The organism is Bosea beijingensis (assembly GCF_030758975.1).
Taxonomy (GTDB): domain Bacteria; phylum Pseudomonadota; class Alphaproteobacteria; order Rhizobiales; family Beijerinckiaceae; genus Allobosea; species Allobosea beijingensis.
This window is the reverse complement of sequence record NZ_CP132359.1, coordinates 4,555,445-4,575,132: the sequence shown is the minus strand read 5'-3', so window position 1 is coordinate 4,575,132 and position 19,688 is coordinate 4,555,445. Positions and strand designations below refer to the sequence as shown.

At 66.2% G+C, this 19,688-nt stretch carries 20 protein-coding genes; 4 read left to right on the top strand and 16 right to left on the bottom strand.

Annotation, left to right across the window (positions count from 1 at the left end):
• The first annotated feature begins 39 nt into the window (after window positions 1–39).
• The gene (locus Q9235_RS21780) at window positions 40–963 is read left to right on the top strand and encodes a GGDEF domain-containing protein (RefSeq protein WP_306223885.1); all 924 of its coding nucleotides are present in this window, start codon (window positions 40–42) and stop codon (window positions 961–963) included.
• Window positions 964–1,021: 58 nt separating this feature from the next.
• Here Q9235_RS21780 and denD (Q9235_RS21775) read toward each other — a convergent pair whose 3' ends face one another.
• The 7 genes from denD (Q9235_RS21775) to Q9235_RS21745 form a co-directional block, all read right to left on the bottom strand.
• Window positions 1,022–2,002, bottom strand: coding sequence for a D-erythronate dehydrogenase (denD, locus tag Q9235_RS21775; RefSeq protein WP_306223884.1), 981 nt, complete (start codon window positions 2,000–2,002; stop codon window positions 1,022–1,024).
• A gap of 34 nt (window positions 2,003–2,036) precedes the next feature.
• Window positions 2,037–3,023, bottom strand: coding sequence for a D-erythronate dehydrogenase (denD, locus tag Q9235_RS21770; protein WP_306223883.1), 987 nt, complete (start codon window positions 3,021–3,023; stop codon window positions 2,037–2,039).
• Between the two features lie 97 nt (window positions 3,024–3,120).
• Window positions 3,121–3,867, bottom strand: a complete 747-nt coding sequence (locus Q9235_RS21765) for an SDR family oxidoreductase (RefSeq protein WP_199085188.1) — start codon at window positions 3,865–3,867, stop codon at window positions 3,121–3,123.
• A 12-nt stretch (window positions 3,868–3,879) separates the two neighbouring features.
• On the bottom strand, window positions 3,880–5,052 hold the full coding sequence (locus Q9235_RS21760) for a GNAT family N-acetyltransferase (protein ID WP_306223882.1): 1,173 nt from the start codon (window positions 5,050–5,052) through the stop codon (window positions 3,880–3,882).
• Entirely contained in the window at window positions 5,049–5,375 is a 327-nt protein-coding gene (locus Q9235_RS21755) for a hypothetical protein (protein WP_306223881.1), read from the bottom strand. Before Q9235_RS21755 ends, Q9235_RS21760 begins: the two co-directional genes overlap by 4 nt.
• Entirely contained in the window at window positions 5,372–6,211 is an 840-nt protein-coding gene (locus Q9235_RS21750; protein WP_306223880.1) for an isocitrate lyase/PEP mutase family protein, read from the bottom strand. The genes Q9235_RS21755 and Q9235_RS21750 overlap by 4 nt, the downstream gene beginning before the upstream one ends.
• A 327-nt stretch (window positions 6,212–6,538) precedes the next feature.
• Window positions 6,539–8,359, bottom strand: a complete 1,821-nt coding sequence (locus Q9235_RS21745) for an IlvD/Edd family dehydratase (protein WP_306223879.1) — start codon at window positions 8,357–8,359, stop codon at window positions 6,539–6,541.
• 255 nt (window positions 8,360–8,614) lie between these two features.
• Between Q9235_RS21745 and Q9235_RS21740 the strand changes: the two genes are divergently transcribed.
• Both Q9235_RS21740 and Q9235_RS21735 read left to right on the top strand, forming a co-directional pair.
• Window positions 8,615–9,799, top strand: coding sequence for a pyridoxal phosphate-dependent aminotransferase (locus Q9235_RS21740; protein WP_306223878.1), 1,185 nt, complete (start codon window positions 8,615–8,617; stop codon window positions 9,797–9,799).
• 2 nt (window positions 9,800–9,801) lie between these two features.
• Entirely contained in the window at window positions 9,802–10,134 is a 333-nt protein-coding gene (locus Q9235_RS21735; protein WP_306223877.1) for an NIPSNAP family protein, read from the top strand.
• A gap of 6 nt (window positions 10,135–10,140) precedes the next feature.
• On the opposite strand, the gene Q9235_RS21730 is transcribed toward Q9235_RS21735, so the two are convergent.
• Window positions 10,141–10,950 carry a DUF3108 domain-containing protein gene (locus Q9235_RS21730; protein WP_306223876.1) on the bottom strand — a complete coding sequence of 270 codons (810 nt, stop codon included), beginning with the start codon at window positions 10,948–10,950 and terminating at the stop codon, window positions 10,141–10,143.
• A 288-nt stretch (window positions 10,951–11,238) separates the two neighbouring features.
• On the opposite strand from Q9235_RS21730, the gene rpmB reads away from it, so the two are divergent.
• Window positions 11,239–11,526 carry a 50S ribosomal protein L28 gene (gene rpmB, locus Q9235_RS21725; protein WP_306223875.1) on the top strand — a complete coding sequence of 96 codons (288 nt, stop codon included), beginning with the start codon at window positions 11,239–11,241 and terminating at the stop codon, window positions 11,524–11,526.
• A gap of 167 nt (window positions 11,527–11,693) precedes the next feature.
• Here rpmB and Q9235_RS21720 read toward each other — a convergent pair whose 3' ends face one another.
• The 8 genes from Q9235_RS21720 to Q9235_RS21685 form a co-directional block, all read right to left on the bottom strand.
• Window positions 11,694–12,692 carry an esterase-like activity of phytase family protein gene (locus tag Q9235_RS21720; protein ID WP_306223874.1) on the bottom strand — a complete coding sequence of 333 codons (999 nt, stop codon included), beginning with the start codon at window positions 12,690–12,692 and terminating at the stop codon, window positions 11,694–11,696.
• Window positions 12,692–14,584, bottom strand: a complete 1,893-nt coding sequence (cobT, locus tag Q9235_RS21715) for a cobaltochelatase subunit CobT (protein ID WP_306223873.1) — start codon at window positions 14,582–14,584, stop codon at window positions 12,692–12,694. Before cobT ends, Q9235_RS21720 begins: the two co-directional genes overlap by 1 nt.
• A complete protein-coding gene (locus tag Q9235_RS21710; RefSeq protein WP_306223872.1) occupies window positions 14,581–14,976 on the bottom strand; it encodes a hypothetical protein in 396 nt (131 codons plus the stop codon). The genes cobT and Q9235_RS21710 overlap by 4 nt, the downstream gene beginning before the upstream one ends.
• Window positions 14,977–15,050: 74 nt before the next feature.
• Entirely contained in the window at window positions 15,051–15,401 is a 351-nt protein-coding gene (locus Q9235_RS21705) for a GFA family protein (protein WP_306223870.1), read from the bottom strand.
• A gap of 15 nt (window positions 15,402–15,416) precedes the next feature.
• Entirely contained in the window at window positions 15,417–16,403 is a 987-nt protein-coding gene (cobS, locus tag Q9235_RS21700) for a cobaltochelatase subunit CobS (RefSeq protein ID WP_422678226.1), read from the bottom strand.
• A 149-nt stretch (window positions 16,404–16,552) separates the two neighbouring features.
• Window positions 16,553–17,713: a glycosyltransferase family protein gene (locus tag Q9235_RS21695; protein ID WP_306223869.1), complete on the bottom strand. Its 1,161-nt coding sequence runs from the start codon at window positions 17,711–17,713 to the stop codon at window positions 16,553–16,555.
• Window positions 17,710–18,960 (bottom strand): glycosyltransferase, encoded by a 1,251-nt coding sequence (locus tag Q9235_RS21690; protein WP_306223868.1) that lies wholly within the window; start codon window positions 18,958–18,960, stop codon window positions 17,710–17,712. The genes Q9235_RS21695 and Q9235_RS21690 overlap by 4 nt, the downstream gene beginning before the upstream one ends.
• The gene (locus Q9235_RS21685) at window positions 18,957–19,619 is read right to left on the bottom strand and encodes a class I SAM-dependent methyltransferase (RefSeq protein WP_306223867.1); all 663 of its coding nucleotides are present in this window, start codon (window positions 19,617–19,619) and stop codon (window positions 18,957–18,959) included. Before Q9235_RS21685 ends, Q9235_RS21690 begins: the two co-directional genes overlap by 4 nt.
• Window positions 19,620–19,688 lie beyond the last annotated feature (69 nt).

Sequence of the window (19,688 nt, the reverse complement as noted above, 5' to 3'; positions counted from 1 at the left end):
GCTAGCCGTTGCGCACTCTGAACAAGCGGAGTGTGCCTTGTGAAACGTAAGACGACGCAGATTCGAGAATTTCTAAGTTCTTCCTTGCTGGCTCAGGCTTTTGCCGGCTGTTTCGTTGCTACCCATATCCCGATCATTTCTATCGCAGCCTATGTCGCATCTGGTGCTGCGATCAGCGCCCAGGCCATCCTGGCCATCATATTGTTGGCGACGATCGCCGGGACTGCATTCGCCTTCATCGTAATGCGGCATCTGCTGCTACCCGTGAGCGATCTTGCACGCGGCTTGAAGAGCTACCGGCTCGAAGGCCGCATCCCGCGCCTCGTCAAGCAGCGCGACGACGATGTCGGGCACCTGACCGATGAGGTACGCGCGCTGATCAACAGCCTCGAGGAGAAGCTCAATCGCCTGAAGCGCCAGGCCTTTTCGGACATGCTGACAGGTCTCGGCAACCGCCGCTGGCTGGCCGAGGTCGTCAGCTCCGAGATCGCGCGCTCGCGCCGCGAGCAGAAGTCGCTCTCGGTCATCGTGCTCGACATCGACCACTTCAAGAGCATCAACGACACGTTCGGCCATGATGCCGGCGACGAGGTGCTCGTCGCCATCGCCGAAACCATGAAGCGCGTGCTGCGTCCCTATGATCTGGTCGCGCGACTCGGCGGCGAGGAGTTCTGCGCCTTCCTGCCGGGAACGAATCTCAAGGAAGCCGTGCAGATCGCCGAGCGGCTGCGTGAGGCCATCGCGGCCCTGCAGATCGAGACTCTTCGGGGCCGGCGCATCACGGCGAGCTTCGGCGTCCACGAAGCGAATATACTGCGCGAGCATTTCAAGGACATGCTGCGCATCGCCGACGAGTATCTCTATCAGGCCAAGGGCGACGGCCGGAACCGCGTGCAGACGATCGAGGCCAGCGCAGCGATCATCCAGACAGCATCGGTTACGACAAGCTCACCTGAAAGCTGACCGCAGGCGAGCACCACCTATGGAAAGGGCGGCCTCACCGGCCGCCCTTTTTGTTACCTTACTTCACGAAGGTCCCGTGCAGTTCGTCCTCGATATGCACGCGGATGATCTCCTCGAAATTCGCCTCCGCCTTGAAGCCGAGCGCCAGCGCCCGCTGCGGATTGAAGTTGCGCGGCCAGCCGGCGACGATCTTGTCGATCACCGGGTCGGTCTCGCGGCGGATGCGCTTCACCACGTTCTCGCCGGCGACCTTGCGCAGGGTCTCGATCTGCTCGGCGACGGTGCAGGAATAGCCTGGCATGGTCAGCGCCCGGCGTGGGCCGATCGCGGCCGTATCCATCGTCGCGGCATGGATCAGGAATCCGACGGCCGAGCGTGGCGAAGCGTGCCAGTGGCGGACCTGGTCGGAGACCGGCAGCACCGCTTCCTCGCCGTTCAGCGGCTCGCGGATGATGTTGGAGAAGAAACCGGAGGCCGCCTTGTTCGGCTTGCCCGGCCGCACGCAGATCGTTGGCAGGCGAATACCCACACCATTGAAGAAGCCGCGCCGCGAATAGTCGCAGAGCAGCAGTTCGCCGATCGCCTTCTGCGTGCCATAGCTGGTCAATGGCGTCGTGAAGAACTCGTCCTCGATCTTGTCGTGGAACGGCGCGCCGAACACCGCGACCGACGAGGTAAACACGACGCGCGGCGTGTAGCCTTCCGCATGGCGGATCGCTTCGAAGAGATAGCGCGTGCCGTCGAGATTGATCCGGTAGCCCTTGTCGAAATCGGCCTCTGCCTCGCCCGAGACCACCGCCGCGAGATGGATGATCACCTCCGGCCGCGTCGCGATCAGCTTCTCGGATTCGCCGTGGATCGAGAGATCGGAGACCACCGCCTCGAAATCAAAGGGCGCGGCAGGCGGCGGCGAAGCGACGACGACGTCCTGCGCCGTTACGCGCGTCACCGGCTTGCCGCCGAGTTGGCCGTCGCGCGCCAGCCGCTCGATGAACTTGCGCCCGACCATGCCGGCGCCGCCGAGAACGAGAATATGCATCTTATCTGTCCTGAGGGTTCGCTTTTAAGAGTCGTCAGTTCGGAAGATGGCCACCGAGATCGTCTTCGATATGGACGCGGATGATCTCGTCGAAATCGCGCTCGGCCGTGAAGCCCAGCGCCAGCGCGCGCTTCGCATCGAAGCGGGTCGGCCAGCCGGCGACGATCGCCGCCGAAGCCGGATCGGGTGCGCGCCGGATCAGCTTCACCGCCCTGTCGCCGGCGATGCGCCGGAGCGCCTCGATCTGCTCGCCGACGGTGACGCAGACACCCGGCATGGTCAGGTTGACGCGCGGGCCGAGCTGTTCGCGGGAAAGGCCGGCGGCATGGATCAGGAAGCCGACCGCGGAGCGCGGGCTCGCATGGGTGAAGAGCACCTCCTCGCCAACCGGTAGCAGCGCTTCCACGCCCTGCAGCGGCTCGCGGATGATGCCGGAGAAAAAGCCGCCGGCGGAGGCATTGGGCTTGCCCGGCCGAACCACGATCGAGGGAAAGCGGATGCCGACGCCATCGATGAAGCCGCGCCTGGTGTAGTCGGCCAGCAGCAATTCGCCGATCGCTTTCTGCGTGCCGTAGCTGGTCAGGGGCGTAACGTGGAACTCGTCGGAGATCGACGACGGGAACGGCGCGCCGAAGATGCCGCTGGAGCTGGTGAAGACGAGCTTCGGCACGTAATCCGAGCCGCCCTCGTGCCGGATCGCCTCCAGCAGGTTCAGCATGCCGTCGAGATTGACGCGGTAGCCCTTATCGAAATCGCGCTCGGCTTCGCCGGAGATGATCGCTGCGAGGTGGAAGATCAGGTCCGGCCGCAGCGCCGCGAGCTGCTTGGCGACGGCCGCATCGCCGGCATCCTCGACGCGGATCGTCGCGCGATCGGCAAGCTCCGGCGGCAGCGAAGCCGGCACCACATCGGTCAGCGTCAACCTGTCGATCGCCTGGCCGGCGCATTGGCCTTCGCGGGCCAGACGCTCCGCCAACCTGCGGCCGACCATGCCGGCCGCACCCGTGATCAGGACATGCATGAGATCTCCCTGTCCGGTTCTCGTCTCGGGTCGCTCTTGCTGGCAACCGCGTCAGGAGAATGGAGGGCGCTGGCCGCCCTCCATTCGGAAGCACGCCTCAGAGGGCGAAACCGCCATCCGCCAGATGGATCTGGCCCGTCGTGTAGCTCGACTCGTCCGCGGCGAGATAAACCGCGAGCGCGGCGATCTCCTCGGCCGTGCCGAGCCGCCCCATGGGCTGACGATCGATGAAGGCTTGCCGGGCGGCGGCCTCGGTCGTCTTCGTCGCCTGGGCGAGGTCCTTGATGCGCTGATCGAGCGAGGGCGACTGGATCGTGCCGGGGCAGATCGCGTTGGCGCGCACGCCCTTCTTGATGTAGTCGGCCGCGACCGCCTTGGTCAGGCCGATCACCGCCGCCTTGGTCGCGCCATAGGCGTAGCGGTTCGGGATGCCGCGCACCGAGCCGGCGCCGGACGCGATATTGACGATCGAGCCCGAACCCTTGGCCAGCATGGCGGGCAGGAAGGCCTGAATCGTGCGGTGCATCGACTTGACGTTGAGGTCGAAGGAGAAATCCCAGGCCTTGTCGTCGGTGTCGAGCACCGTGCCGTGATGGACGAAGCCGGCGGCGTTCACGAGGATGTCGACGGGACCGACCTTCTCGGCGAAGGCATTGACCGCCTTGCTGGAGAGCACGTCGAGCTTGCGCTTCTTCGCCTTCGGAATGCCCTCCAGTAGGGCGACGTCCTTGTCGGTCGCCCAGACGGTGGCGCCTTCGGCGACGAAGGCCTCGGCGATAGCCCGGCCGATCCCCTGCCCCGCGGCGGTGACGACCGCGACCTTGCCCTTCAAACGTCCTGCCATGCTCGTTTCCTTTTATTGCCCGGCTTTTGCGAAGGTCTTGCGCATATGGGTCAGCCGCCGGTCGGCCATGTCCTCATGATGCGTGATGGCGAAGCCCAGCCGCCCGTACCAGCCGATGCGCTGGGTCAGCTTGGCGTGGGTGTAGAGATGCACTGAAGCATAGCCGAGCGCCTGCGCCCGCTCGTCGGCAAAGGTCATCAGCGCGGCCCCGAGCTTGCGCCCGCCGGCCTCGGGCGCGACGGCGACGCTCCAGACGGTGAAGTCCTCCGGCTCGATATCGAGCACCAGCGCGGCTTCCAGCGCGCCGCCCTCGCCTTCCGCGAGCCAGACCTCATGCTCGGCGACAACCTGCGTGTAGTCGGCGATGCGCGGCAGCGAGGGCACACCGATGATGCTCTCATTCGGCGTATAGGCCGCGTTCTTGAGGGCGAGGATCGCCGGGATATCGGCAAGCCCGGCCCGGCGCAGGCCGACCGCGCCGACATGGCCGCCGGTCTGGTTGAAGGCAGCGAGCGAGAGCTTTTGCTGGCCCTGCTTGTCGAAGTTGGACGGCGCCAGCCAGCGGCGGAAGGCCTGGGCCCGCACCGGCCATTCGCCGTCGAGGATCGAGAACCAGGCGGTGTCACGATTTGCGCCCTTCACCACCATGTGCTGGCGGAACAGGCCCTCGTACAGGAAGCCGAAGCGCAGGGCGGCGCGCTTGGACGGTTCGTTCCGGTTGTTGCACTTCCACTCGTAGCGGCGATAGCCGAGCGAGAAGCCGTAATCGCCGACGAGATAGATCGCCTCGGTCGCCGCGCGCGTCCGCTGCAGCGCCGGCGAATAGGTGATCCAGCCGACCTCGAACACGCCATGCTCGGGGCGGATCTCCATGATCCAGAGATGGCCCTTGGCCTTGCCATCGGCCTTGTCGATCACCGCGAGCGGCACGATGCCAGCCTTGGCCACCATCGTGTCGAGCAGCGCGCGATAGGCTTCCTTGTCCTTCGGCGGCGCGGCCGGCAGCCAGTCCCAGACATCGCCGCGCGCGACGTCGCAGGCCCAGATATCGTCGATATGCCTGGCGACATCGAGCGGCTCCAGCCGGCAATACTGGCCTTCGAGAATCTTGGCCGGCGGGAACGGTGGTGCCTTCCAGTCCGCCGGAACCGTGGACTGAGCGGGCGGTGCGATCATCGGCATCATGGCTTCGTCATCTCCTGCCAGCCGGTGAGATCGGCGGTCACGCTCCATCCGGCGCCCAGCTCGACGCGGATCGCCTCGACGATGGCTGCCCCTTCCGCTTCCCAGGCCAGTTGCTCGACGGCATCGGGAAAGCGCGAGCGCGCCTCGTCATCCTCTTCATAGATCGCGTCGAACGCGTCCATCCAGGCTTCCAGCCGGTCCGCGAGATCGTCCGGCAAGCCGGCATCCTCGGCATCGATGGCCTTGCGCCGGCCTTTCGCGTCGATCGTCCAAAGACCGCTATTTCCGAGCCAGGCCGGTGCGATGAGCAGGGTCTGGCTCACGAGCGCGCCTTCAGATCGGCGGTGAAGAACGGGTTCAGTGGCGCCGAGGGGCCGTTGCCGGCAAAACCCTTGAAGCTGCCATCCTCCGCGATCAGTCGCGTCGCCTCGATGAAGGCGGCCCAGGCAGCGCGTGCGAGCGCCCCGCCGATCGAGATGCGCCGCGTGCCGGTCGCTGCGATGTCAGAAACCGACAAACCGAAATCGCCATAGATCAGCGTGTTCACCGGCTTGCCGCCGGCCGCCTTGACGATGGCGGCAATGTCGGCGGATGTCTTCGGGCCTGGCGCATAGAGCACGTCCGCACCCGCCGCCGCATAAGCCTCGATCCGCCGCACCGATTCCTTCAGCGGCTCGGCATGGCCGGTCAGGAAGCATTCGGCCCGCGCCGTCAGCACGACGCCCGAACCGGTCTCGTCGATCGCCTTGCGCGCAGTCTTGATCCGCTCGACCGCGAGCTCGAACGGATAGAGGGGCTCGTCCTGGCGCCCGGTCGCGTCCTCGATCGACAGGCCCGCGACACCAGTCGCGACGCAGAGCTTGACGTTGGCGGCGACGCCGTCGGGCGTATCGGCATAGCCGTTCTCGAAATCGGCATTGACCGGCAGGTCAGGCACCGCCTTCACGATATCGGCGAGGTGGGCAAGCATCATGTCGCGCGGCACGTCCTGGTCGGCACGCGCTTGCGTAAAGGCATAGCCGGCGCTTGTCGTCGCCAGCGCCTTGAAGCCCTGCCCGCGCAGCCAGCGCGCCGAGCCGAAATCCCAAGGGTTGGGCATCACGAAGCAGCCGGCCTCGTGGAGCTTGCGGAAGGCTTCGACCTGCGGGCTCTGTGCCATCTTTAAATCGTTTCAAATGGAGGCGGGAGAAACGCCTGCCATAGTGTCGAGGGTCAGATCGTTTGTCAGCCCCGTCGGGCGCGCGTCGCGCAGCGAACGCCGATGCGCGGGCGGAATGGCGTGGGGAGCGGCGCGGGCGGCGAGCGCGCCAACGAAGAGTGTCATCCCGCACGCGCCGCGGCACAAAGTGACGCTGCGCAGATGCGGGATCGCGCAACGAGAAAGCGCCTTTACCGGGTGACGGTCCCCTGTCTGCGCCGCGGCATTCGCATGCCGCAGCGCGCACGGGAAGACACCTTCAAAGCCCGGTCAAACGCAGCATCCCGCTCAGTGATTATCGCGCGGAATGCCGAACTTCTTGTGGATTTTCTGGTACTTGACCGCCGGCTTGAGGACCATGCCTTCGGACAGTTCGTCGACGATCTTGCGCTGGATCTCCTGCCAGGGCGTCTGGCTCTTCGGATACTTGTAGCCGCCGGCCGCCTTGAACGCCGCCTTGCGCTCGGCCAGCTCCGCATCCGAGATCAGGATGTTCGCCGTGCGCTTCTTCAGGTCGATGCGGACCTTGTCGCCCATCTTGAGCATGGCGAGCCCGCCGCCGGTCGCCGCTTCCGGCGAGGCGTTGAGGATCGAGGGCGAGCCCGAGGTGCCGGACTGGCGGCCGTCGCCGACGCAGGCAAGCGCCGTGATGCCTTTCTTGATCAGGTAATCCGGCGGCCGCATGTTCACCACCTCGGCCGCGCCCGGATACCCGATCGGGCCGACGCCGCGGATGAACAGGATGCAGTGCTCGTCGATGGCGAGCGCCGGGTCGTCGATGCGGTGGTGATAATCCTCCGGCCCGTCGAAGACGATGGCGCGGCCCTCGAAGGCCATCGGGTCCTTCGGGTTCTCCAGATAGCGCTTGCGGAATTCCGGCGTGATCACGCTGGTCTTCATGATCGCGGAATCGAACAGGTTGCCGGAGAGATTGAGGAAGCCCGACTGGGCCTTCATCGGCTGGTCGTAGCTCTTGATCACCTCGCGGGCGATCGAGAAGGCGCCCTTGCAATTCTCTTCCAGCGTCTTGCCATTGGCGGTGATCGCAGGCTTGAGCTTGCCCTTCTCGATCAGCTCCGCGATCACGGCGGGCAGGCCGCCGGCGCGGTAATAATCCTCGCCAAGATATTCGCCGGCCGGCTGCAGGTTGACCAAGAGCGGGATGTCGTAGCCGACTTTGGTCCAGTCCTCGTTGTCGAGCTTGACGCCGATATGCTTGGCGATGGCGTTGACATGGACGGGCGCATTGGTCGAGCCGCCGATCGCCGAGTTGATGACGATGGTGTTCTCGAACGCCTCGCGCGTCAGGATCTTCGAGGGGATCAGGTTCTCCCAGACCATCTCGACGATGCGCTTGCCGGTGAGATAGGCCATCTCGTAGCGATCGCGATAAGGCGCGGGGATGGCGGCGGCGCCGGGCAGCGTCATCCCCATGGCCTCGGCCAGCGAATTCATCGTCGAGGCCGTGCCCATCGTGTTGCAGTGGCCGGCGGACGGCGCCGACGAAGCGACGAGGTCGACGAAGCCCTTATAGTCGATCTCGCCGGCCGCCATCATCTGGCGCGCCTTCCAGACGATCGTGCCGGAGCCGGTGCGCTCGCCGCGGAAGGAGCCGTTCAGCATCGGCCCGCCCGGCAGCGCGATGGCCGGGATGTCGACCGTCGCGGCCGCCATGATCTGGGCCGGCGTAGTCTTGTCGCAGCCCGTCGTCAGCACGACGCCGTCGAGCGGATAGCCGTAGAGGATCTCGACCAGCGAGAGATATTGCAGGTTGCGATCGAGCGCCGCTGTCGGCCGCTTGCAGGTTTCCTGGATCGGATGGATCGGGAACTCGAAGGGCACGCCGCCCATCTCGCGGATGCCGTCGCGGACGCGCGAGGCCAGCTCGATATGATGCCGGTTGCACGGCGCGATGTCGGAGCCGGTCTGGGCGATGCCGATGATCGGCCGGCCCGATTGCAGCTCCTCGCGCGACAGGCCGAAATTCATGGTGCGCTCGATATAGAGCGCGGTCATGTCGGCGTTGTCGGGATTGTCGAACCATGCCTTCGAGCGCAGTTGCTCGGGCTTGATGCGCCGAACGGACTTCTTGCCGGGTGCCTTGGCCATCCTCGTTTCCTCTCGTTCGGCGCGGCGCTGGCGGCCGCTTGCCGATCTTACATTCAAACGATTTGAGACTAGCCATCATGCCCATCGCCCGCGGCTCGGCAAGGCCCAATCTGGCTGATAGTCATACTATTTAATCATGCTGTATGCAGCATGCAACAATCCAGAGATGCGCCCCCTGCGCTTGCCAGCCGTGCCGGTTTGGCGCCAAGACAAGCGAGCCGGCCGCCACGCCAGCGAAGCCCGAGGAAACGCGCCATGACCCTTCACGTCGTCCCCTCCTTCTCCCGGATCGGCGAGGAGAATGCCTTCGCCGTGCTGGCCCGCGCCACCGAATTGCAGCGCCAGGGCAAGGACATCATCAATCTCGGCATCGGCCAGCCGGATTTCTCGACGCCCGACCACATCGTCGAAGCCGCTGTGAAGGCGCTGCGCGACGGCCATCACGGCTACACTCCGGCCAACGGCATCCTCCCCTTGCGCGAGGCGGTCGCCGCCGACCTGCACAAGCGCTTTTCCGTCGAGGTCTCGCCGGAGAGCGTGATGATCGTGCCGGGCGGCAAGGTCACCATGTTCATGGCGATCCTGATGTTCGGCGAGCCCGGCGCCGAGATCCTCTATCCGGATCCCGGTTTCCCGATCTACCGCTCGATGATCGAGTACACCGGCGCGACGCCGATCCCGGTCCCGATCCGCGAGGAGAACGGCTTCGCCTTCTCGGCCGAGGAGACGCTGGCGCTGATCACGCCGAAGACCCGGCTCCTCATCATCAACTCGCCGGCCAACCCGACCGGCGGCGTCACGCCGAAGGCCGAGATCGACAAGCTCGTCGCCGGGCTTAGCCAGTTCCCGGATGTCGCCGTTATGTCGGACGAGATCTACGACCAGATGGTCTATGATGGGGAGAAGCATGTCTGCCTTCTCAGCTATCCCGAGATCCGCGACCGGCTGATCCTGCTCAACGGCTGGTCCAAGACCTATGCGATGACCGGCTGGCGCCTCGGCTATTCGGTCTGGCCCAAGCCCCTGCTCGACAATGCGCGCAAGCTCGCGGTGAACTCGCATTCCTGCGTCAACGCCCCCGCGCAATGGGCAGGCCTCGCCGCGCTGACCGGCCCGCAGGATGCGGTCCATATGATGCTGGCGGAATTCGACCGCCGCCGGAAGGCTGTGGTGAAGGGCCTGAACGGTCTGCCGGGCGTCTCCTGCATCGAGCCGAGGGGCGCGTTCTACGCCTTCCCGAACGTCTCGCAGACCGGCTGGAAGGCGAAGAAGCTGACTTCCGCCCTGCTGGAGGAAACCGGCGTCGCCACCATCGGTGGCCCCGATTTCGGCGTCCATGGCGAGGGCTATATCCGCCTCTCCTATGCCAACTCGCTGGAAAACATCGAGAAGGCGCTGGAGCGGATGAAGACCTTCCTCAGCACCGCGAAGGCCGCCTGACCATGGTTACCTGCTACCTGCGCTACGTCGTCGATCCCCATAAGCTCGATGCCTTCGAGGCCTATGGCAAGCTCTGGATCAGGCTGGTCGAGAAATTCGGCGGCAAGCACCACGGCTATTTCATGCCGTCCGAAGGCGTGTCGAACGTGGCGCTCGCCATGTTCAGCTTTCCCTCGCTCGCGGCCTATGAGGATTACCGCAAGCGTTCCTTCGATGATCCCGAATGCCAGGCGGCCTTCGCGATGAACGAGAAGGAGCGCTTCATCATCAGCTATGAGCGCTCGTTCTTCCGGCCGGTCTTCGAGGACGATCAGGGCGTCAAGCGCGCGCCCTGAGTCGCTTCAGTTCCGCGCGCTGGCGGTCACGCCGGGATCGACCTTGAAGCTCGAGGCCTCGATCACGGCGGTCCCGATCATGGTCTTCACGGAGATGCGCACCGGCACCATCACGTCGGTGCCGGCGATCGGCGCGAGCCAGGTCGTGATGTCGCGATTCTCGGCCATGAACTTGGTGCTGGGCCTGAGCGCCCTATGGCCGGCGATCGGCACATAGCGCGCCTGGCAGACCGAGACCGGGCCACTATAGCCCTCCATCTTGACGTTGCGGGTGCCGGCGCTCGACAGCTTGATGTCGTAGCGCGCCGCGCCGTCGAAGATCGGCAGCGTGCGGTTGCAGGCGCCATCCTTGCCCTTGCCGTTGACCGGCATCAGGAAGGCGCTGAGCGGGTCGACGATATTGCGCTTGTGGCTTTCGTTGAGCGGCACGCGATCCGGCTTCTCGTCGATTGGCGGCTCGATATCGATACCGGCGACGGCGTTCTCGGCCAAGGCCATCCGGACGGTCCGGCTCTCGCTGGAATTGGCGGAGCTCACTGCGAAGGTCTTGGGCGCGAGCCGGCCGCCGACGAGCGCACCCGTCGCCGCGCCAGAGCCACGCCCACCGGTAACGCCGCCGGCTATCCCTGTGAGCTTCGCGGACATGTCCAGCTTGTAGCCGGAATTGTCGATTCCGCCGCTGAGGCTCGCCGTGCCCAGGGTGATTCCCAGGAGCGAGACGTCATAGCGCGCGTCGAGCGAAGCCGCATTGGCTCCCGCGCCCAGACCGGCGGCGAGGACGAAGCCTGCGAGGGACGATGCGGCGGCGGGCTTCATCCATTGTCTCCGGAGCGGCGCGATCCTGCGCGGAATGCACTCTGAATCGGCCCGAATCGTGACCGTCTTCCCCGTGCGGCGAAGCGACGGCCGGTTGAAGCATCGGACCGCGATCTTTACACCCCGTTAACGCTGAAGGCCATGTGAACGGCTTGCCGGAGTTTTCCTTGACGCAAGCTGCGCCCTTGGCTATGGAACCCCGACTTCAAATTGACTTCCGGTGCTCGCCGGCACGTCGCGTGTCGGTTTTTTTGTTTGAGCGCCCCCGGGAACGTAAGGAACGATAACATGGCCCGCCGTTGCGAACTGACCGGGAAAGCCACCCAGACCGGCCACCTCGTCAGCCACTCGAACCGCAAGACGAAGACCGTCTTCCGTCCGAACCTCGTGAACGTCACGCTGCAGTCGGACGCGCTCGGCCGTTCGGTGCGCCTGCGCGTTTCGGCCAACGCCCTGCGTTCGGTCGAGCATCGCGGTGGCCTCGATGCCTTCCTGATCAAGGCTTCGGCCGGCGACCTCTCGACCGGCGCTCTCTCGCTGAAGCGCGACCTCGAGAAGAAGCTCGCCGCCAACTGAGCGGTTTGCCTTGTCGGGTTTGAAGGAAGCGGCCGCGAGGCCGCTTTTTTCGTTTTGGGCTTGGCTCCACCGTCATGCTCGCCCTTGTGGCGAACATCCACGTCTTGAACACCGCCTTCGATCACTGAAGACGTGGATGGCCCGGACAAGCCCGACCATGGCGCCCGTTACGGAAGCAGCTCGAACTCCAGCAGCAGCGTGCGCTGCAGGAACGAGAAATTGTCGTCAGAGATCAGGGTGAGGATCGTCTTCCCCTCCTCCAGATGGACCGACAGACCTTCCATATTATCGATCTCGAAGCCCATATCCGCCTCGATCAGGCGCTGGCCGTCCACCAGCGCGCCCGGCCGGATATCCCGCCCGGCGATTCGCCTGATCCGCATGCCGACGCCGCGCAGCGGCTGGTACCAGCGCTCCAGCACCAGCATGTCGCCGGAGGGCAGGAAGGCAAGATCGGTGATGTCGTAGCCGTCATGCCGGGCGAGCCTGAACAGGCCGGGCTGCGGACCGCCGAGAACGGCGCCGAGCGTCGGCTCGTCCTCCTTGCCCGAGCGCTCGGCAATCGCGATCAGCGCCCCCTTCAACGGCCCTGCCGGCATGACGCCGAGCGCCTCCAGCCCGCGATTGCGCGGCAGGCGCTTCAGCTCGGGCGGCACCGGAACGGGCCGCGCCCGCGCCTCGACGCCGTCGCGCGCCCAGTCGAAGCGGGCGATCTCGTGCTTGCGCTCGATCCCCACGAAAGCCGCGCCGTCATGGATGCAGAGGCTTTCGGTGTCGTAGAGTCCCGAGCGGGTGAGCGGCCGGCCGGAGCTGCCGAGAATCGCCGCCATCTCGACCTCGTCGAGCCCGGTGAGCTTGCCGTTGATGGAAGCGACCTTCGCGGTCAGCCAGTAGCCGCGATCCGTCACCGCGACGAGGTCGCGCCCGCCATTCAGACGTGCGAGGCCAGAAAGCCCGCCGAAACGCGGATGGCCGGAGGACAGCACGAGTCCGCTGCGGAATTGCAATCCGCCAAAGCGGCGTTGCTCCTGCCGGCGCGGCTCGAAAGCCGCGATCGGCCGTGCCGTGACCCCGACGGGAAAGCGGGTCTGCTCGATCGCCTGCGCGGCGCCGGGTAGCGCCAGCGCGCCTAACCCTGCCAGCGCAGCGCGGCGCGTGAGACCCATCAGTGGCCGCGACGCTTGGAACCGGAGCCCGCAGGCCCGTCCTCTTCGAACAGCTCGGCGAGCTTCTCGGTCATCACCCCGCCCAGTTCCTCGGCGTCGACGATGGTCACGGCGCGGCGGTAATAGCGCGTCACGTCATGGCCGATGCCGATGGCGATGAGCTCGACCGGCGAGCGCGTCTCGATCTCGGCGATGACATGGCGCAGATGCCGCTCGAGATAATTGCCGGCATTGACCGAGAGGGTGGAATCGTCGACCGGCGCGCCGTCCGAGATCACCATCAGGATCTTGCGCTGCTCGGAGCGGCCGAGAATGCGCTTGTGAGCCCAGTCCAGCGCCTCGCCGTCGATATTCTCCTTGAGCAGCCCCTCGCGCATCATCAGCCCGAGATTCTTGCGCGCGCGCCGCCAGGGCGCGTCCGCCGCCTTGTAGATGATGTGGCGGAGATCGTTCAGGCGGCCGGGATTGGCCGGCTTGCCCGACTGCAGCCAGGCCTCGCGCGACAGCCCGCCCTTCCAGGCGCGCGTCGTGAAGCCGAGCAACTCGACCTTGACGCCGCAGCGCTCCAGCGTCCGGGCCAGGATGTCGGCGCAGGTCGCCGCGACCGTGATCGGCCGGCCGCGCATCGAGCCTGAATTGTCGATCAGCAGGGTCACGACCGTGTCGCGGAAATTCGTGTCCGATTCCTGCCGGAAGGAGAGCGGCTGGAACGGATCGAGGATGATGCGCGGCAGGCGGGCCGGATCGAGCGCACCCTCTTCGAGGTCGAACTCCCAGGTGCGATTCTGCTGCGCCATCAGGCGCCGCTGCAGCCGGTTGGCGAGGCGCGCGACCACGCCCTGGAGATGGGCGAGCTGCTTGTCGAGATAGGCGCGCAGGCGCGTCAGCTCCTCGGCGTCGCAGAGCTCTTCGGCGGTGACGACCTCGTCGAACTTCTGGGTATAGGCCTTGTAGTCGGTCTGCGGACGCTCGTTGCCGCGGCTCTCGCGCGGACGCGGCGCTTCGCCCGCCTCCTCGGATTCTGAGCTCTCGTCTTCCTCGTCCCAGTCGCCGGCCGGCGCGTCGGTCGCCTCGGAGGCGCCCTCCTGCAGCTCCTCGGTCGCGTCCTCGCTGACCTCGACCTCGGAACGGTCGGCACCGCTCTCCTGCTCGGATTCGCCTTCCTGCTGCTGCTGGTCCTCGGAGGACTGGTCCTGGTTGTCCTCGTCCTCGTCCTGCTCGTCGCCCTGCGCCGTCTGCTCGGCCATGTCGAGCGCGGCCAGCATGTCGCGCACCGTGCGGGCGAAGCCGCGCTGGTCCTCGATCGCCTTGGTGAGCCGGTCGAGCTCGGAGCCGGCCTTGGCCTCGATCTGCTCGCGCCACAGCTCGACGACCTTTTCCGCCGCTTTCGGCGGCTTCAGGCCGGTCAGGCGCTCGCGCACCATCAGGGCGAGCGCATCCTCCAGCGGCGCGTCGGCCCGGTCGGTGACCTCCTCGTAACGCCCGCCGCGGTGGTAGCGGTCTTCCAGCATTGCGGTGATGTTGCCGGCCATGCCCGACATCCGCCGCGCACCGATTGACTCGACACGCGCCTGCTCGACGGCATCGAACACGGCACGGGCAGCATCGCCTTCCGGCGCGGCGCGGCGGTGGATCGCTGCATCATGGCAGGCAAGGCGGAGCGCCATCGAATCGGCGTGGCCGCGCAGGATCGCGACATCGCCGGGGCTGAGCTTGCGCGGTGGCTCGGGCAGGCGCGCCCGCTCGCCGACGAGCGAGGGCTTGTCGGCGGCGAAGACGATTTCCATCTCCGGCTTGCGCGCGATCGCCTTCATCGCGCCGGAGATCGCCCGCTTCAGCGGCTCGGCCGGAGCCTCCTTCGGCGTTCCTGGCTTGCGGTTCGAGATGCTCATAGCGGACGCCGCGCTCCGGTTTGCTTCACGCTCAGGGCAAATTCTATTGCCTCTGCAAGATCGGCATCGAATGCGCCTGCACGACCACTGTCATACAAGCCCCGCCAGTGCAGATAGCCCTCATTAAAGTGGTCGGGGAGAGGGCCATCGCCGCAATAATGATCGAGAGACCGTAATAATGCAGCCCGCCTGATCGGCATGTGCCCGATATCAGTCCCCTCAGGCAGTGCCGTTTCCGACTTGGATCGAGCACCGCTTATTGCGATCGAAACGATTGCATCGCCGCCCTCAACGTCGACTCGGCCGATCGTCACCCGCGAAGCAGCGTCAGAGGCCTCGTGATAGGTCCACACTTGCCCTGGTTCGAGGTCGATAGTGGCAGAAATGCTCATAGCGCCTTCGTGAAATGATGTAGCACGCGTCTCGCCCTGCCCAGGACCGACCGTGACCGCGACCACAACCCCTCCTAGCGCGACCGCCCGTCATACTGCGTCGGCGACAATTCGGTCGGCTCGACGCCGGCAAGGCAGCGCACATTGACCGCGACCATCGGCGTCCCGTCGGGCATCGACCCTTTCGCGAAGGATTCGATGCCGCAGGTCTCGCAGAAGAGATGCTGGATCTTCTGCGTGTGGAAGCGGTACTCGGTCAGCGCATCTTCGCCCTTGGTGAGGGTGAAGGCGCTGGCGGGCGAGAACGTCAGGATCGAGCCGCGGCGCTGGCAGTAGGAGCAGTTGCAGGCGATCGTCTGCCCGAGATCGGCTTCGACCTCGTAGGTGACCCGCCCGCAGTGGCAGCTTCCCTGATACTGCGCCATGGCTCGTGTCCTCCGTTAGCTGAGCACCACGTTCGCGGCGCTTTCCGGCAGTTCCTTGCCGAAGGAGCGCTGGAAGAACTCGGCGACCAGCGTGCGCTCCATCTCGTCGCACTTGTTCAGGAAGGTCACGCGGAAGGCGAAGCCGATATCGCCGAAGATCGCCGCGTTCTCGGCCCAGGTGATGACCGTGCGCGGGCTCATCACGGTCGAGAGATCGCCGTTCATGAAGGCGTTGCGGGTGAGATCGGCGACACGGACCATCTTGTTGATGACGTCCTTGCCATCAGGCGTGCCCTGGTAGTGCTTCGACTTCGCGAGCACGATAGCGACCTCGTTGTCGTGCGGCAGGTAGTTCAGCGTGGTAACGATCGACCAGCGGTCCATCTGGCCCTGGTTGATCTGCTGCGTGCCGTGATAGAGGCCGGACGTGTCGCCGAGGCCGACCGTGTTGGCGGTGGCGAACAGGCGGAAGGCGCCGTGCGGGCGGATGACACGCTTCTGGTCGAGCAGCGTCAGCTTGCCGGACTGCTCCAGCACGCGCTGGATCACGAACATCACGTCCGGGCGGCCGGCATCGTATTCGTCGAAGACGAGCGCGATGTTGTTCTGCAGCGCCCAGGGCAGGATGCCGTCCTGGAACTCGGTGATCTGCTTGCCTTCCTTCAGCACGATCGCGTCCTTGCCGACGAGGTCGAGGCGCGAGACGTGGCTGTCGAGGTTGACGCGGACGCAGGGCCAGTTGAGGCGGGCAGCGACCTGCTCGATATGGGTCGACTTGCCGGTGCCGTGATAGCCCGAGATCATCACGCGGCGGTTGTGCGCGAAGCCGGCGAGGATCGCGATCGTCGTGTCACGGTCGAATCGGTAATCCGGGTCGAGGTCCGGCACATGCGGATCGGCTGCGGAGAAGGCCGGCACCTCGAGATCGGAATCGATCCCGAAGGTCTCGCGCACCGACAGCTTCATGTCGGGCAGGCCGGGCGCAGTCGTCGTCGTCATCATCTTGTCTCCGGGCGCGGGGCCATGACCGGAATTCGCCGGATAACCCAGAGCCGACCGAGGAGGGAGGCGGATCGTCCCTCATTAGAGCGAAAGACCGGAGGCGGCAATTCGCAAAGCTGCACCCCGGCCCTCGCAAAGGGCATGCCGGCTCAGTGTCCGGCGCGGATAGCGACTTCGGCGAGAAGCTCCGTCACGATCGCGGCCGAGCGGGCGGCGCCCTCGAGATCGATCGGCAGGGTGGGCGGTTTGGAACCGAACGCTTCCCCGACGGCGTCCGCCAGCGCCACGGTGTCCGCGACGAAATCGCCCGACAGGCGAAAGCAGCGCGCCAGTCCGGCCCGCTCCATCGCCTCGGCTCGGACCGTCTGCTCGGTCTCGTTGCCGGCATCGAAGGGCACGACGATCGCCGGGCGCCCGGCCGCGACGAGATCGAGAACCGTGTTGTAGCCCGCCTGGCTGATCGAGACCGCGCAACCGGCCAGCAGCGCGGGAAAATCCGGCCGCGCCCGCTCGATCACGACCTTGTCGGGGGCTTCGGCCATTAGCAGCGCCAGATCGGCATCTGCCATGCCGCGCCCAGCGAGCAGCCGCCAGCGACGCCCGGATCGGTCGAGCCGCGCCGCCGCGACGGCACAGGCAAAGAGCGGCAAGGCCGTGGCCGAACCACCGCCTGAGACGATGATCTCGCCATTCTCCTGCGCAGGACCAACGGGCCGGTCATCAGCGAGATAGCCGGTACAGCGCAGCTTCGCTGCCAACCCCTTACCCACAGGCCACGACCGGTCGAGCGGGAGGAATCCGGCATCGCCATGGACCAGGATCGCATCGAACAGCCCAGCGATCCGCTCCTCGGCCTCGGCGATCCGGTCCGGTCGCGGCGTCACCAGCACATCGCGCACCGAGGAGAGCACGAGCGCCTCTGGCCTCGCCGCTTTCGTTGCCGCGATCAGCGCGAGGAACTCCGCAGCCAGTTGCCGCCGTCCGAACGGGAAATGCTCGACGATGACGGCATCGGGGCGCAGCCGCGCAGCCAGCTCTTCCAGCATCGCGATACGGGCCGCGTTGCGCTGCGGATCGATCGCTTGGCCGGCTTCGTCGAGCAGCGTACGGAAATCGGTGCCTTCGGTCTTGATCGGCGGCAATTGCACGAAGGCGAAGGGTTCGCCCTCCATCGCACGCAACGGCATGCCGCCGCTGGCGAGCGTCACCGCAAACCCGTTTTGCGCCAAAGCCCGCGCCAGATTGGCGGCGCGGACCAGATGGCCGCTGCCGAGCAGATGCGTCACCGCGATCAGAACGGAAGCGCTCATGCCGCCTCGCCGGCCGAATGGCGCAGCATCGCCGCGACCCGGTCGAGCCCGGCCTGCGCCGAGAAGGCGTCCGTCAGCCGGGCGTAGGCCGCCTCGCCCAGCGCCGCACGCCTATCGGGCACCCGCGCCACACCATCCAGCGCCGCTGCGAGTGCCGCCACATCGCCCGGCGGCACCAGCGAGCCCTCGACGCCATCGCGCACGAATTCCGGTATTCCTGCGAAATCGGTCGCGACGATCGGCAGGCCCTGGCTCGCCGCCTCCATCACCACATTGGGCAGGCCATCGCGGTCGCCGTCGCCGGCCTCCTTCGAGGGCAGCACGAAGAGGTCGGCCGCCCGCAGCGTGGCGATGACCTCGTCCTGCGCCTTCGGCCCGGCCCAGGTGATCTTGTCATCGAGGCCGAGCGCCTGCGCCTGCGCCTGCAAGGCCTTCAGCTTCTCGCCGCCGCCGACATGCGTGAGGTGCCAGTTGAGCGTGCAAGGCAGCTTGGCCAAGGCTTCCAGCAGATCGTCGAAGCCCTTCTTCGCAACGGCGCGCCCAATGGTGACGAAACGCACGGGATCGTTCGCGTCGGAGCCGTCCCGCTGCGACCGTGGTCCCGGTGCCGGAAAGCGCGCGAGATCGAGCCCATGATAGAGCAATGCGACCTTGTCCGGCCGGTCGGAGAGGCGTTCCAGCTCGCGATGCCCGTCGCGCGTGCAGGTCACGCCCCAGGCCGCCGAGGCGATCTTCTCGCGCTTTTCCCAGTCCTGCGTCGTCCAGATATCCTTGGCATGGGCCGAGAACGACCATGTCAGGCCGCCGAGCAGGGCGGCATAGCGGATCACGGAGGCCGGTGTGTGCAGGTAATGCACATGCAGGTGCCGGATCTCATCGGGCAATTCGCGCGCCATCACGCAGGCCTGCCCGAAGCGGCGCCAACGATTGCGCGTGCGATCGCGGAAGAGGTCGCGCAGGAAGACCGGCAGCAGCCGTAGCAGGCCGGGCCGCAGCAGGGCAGCGAACAGGCCGCGCGCCACGCGCAACGGCTCGTCGTGGAGGTATTCCGGCAGGTAACGCACCGGCGCCGTGATCTGATGGTGCATCAGATGCCTGGCCGCATCGGTCGGATGGCGCAGCGACCAGATCTCGAAAGGCAGGCCACGCTGCTGCAAGCCAAGCAGTTCCTGCGCGATGAAGGTCTCCGACAGGCGCGGATAGCCTTTCATCGCCACCGCGATGCGCGGCGCCGTCGCCGCCGTCATCGCCGGCCGATCAGCATGAAGCGCGTATAATTCTTCGTCGGCCGGGCACCTGCAAACCAGACCTCCGACAGCCCTGCCTGTTCGCGGAAAGCGTCGAGCGAGGGCACGCAGCTCCGGTGATCCGGCTCGCGGACATAATCGTTGGACTGCAACACCAGCGGCAGACCCCGCGGCAGGGTCGCGAGCCAGCCCGGCACGTCGTCGAGATGCTCGCAGCTCGTGTTGATGACGAGCCCCGGTGCCGGCGACTGCGCCGCGAAATCGACCGCCATCATGTCGGCCGTCACCGCGCGGAACCGGCCGGCCGCGACATGGCGGTGATTGAGTATCTCCGCGACCGGCTCGCAAGTTGGGTCGATATCGAGGCTGACGATGCCGGGGATCACGAGCCTGTCATCATCCAGCAGCAGCGCGCCGAGCACGCCATACCAGGCACCGAGCACCCAGACCGGCCCCGCGGGCTTCGCGTACGTCTCGGCCAGCGCCTCGACCAGCCATTGCTTGGAGGCGATCTGCTTGTGGTTGCAGGCGATCGAGAGGTCCGGCGGCGCGCCCTTGCCGTAGAGCCGCGCGATATCGGCGACGATGCGGTTGCCCGAGAGCGCCGCCATGCCGCGCAGCAGGTCGTGGAAGGCCTCTTGAGGCGGTTCGGGCGTCATGGGTCGGTCGTCATCCGGAGAAGGCGGCGGACCATAGACATGCGCGCCCGCAAAAAACCAGCCGCCCGC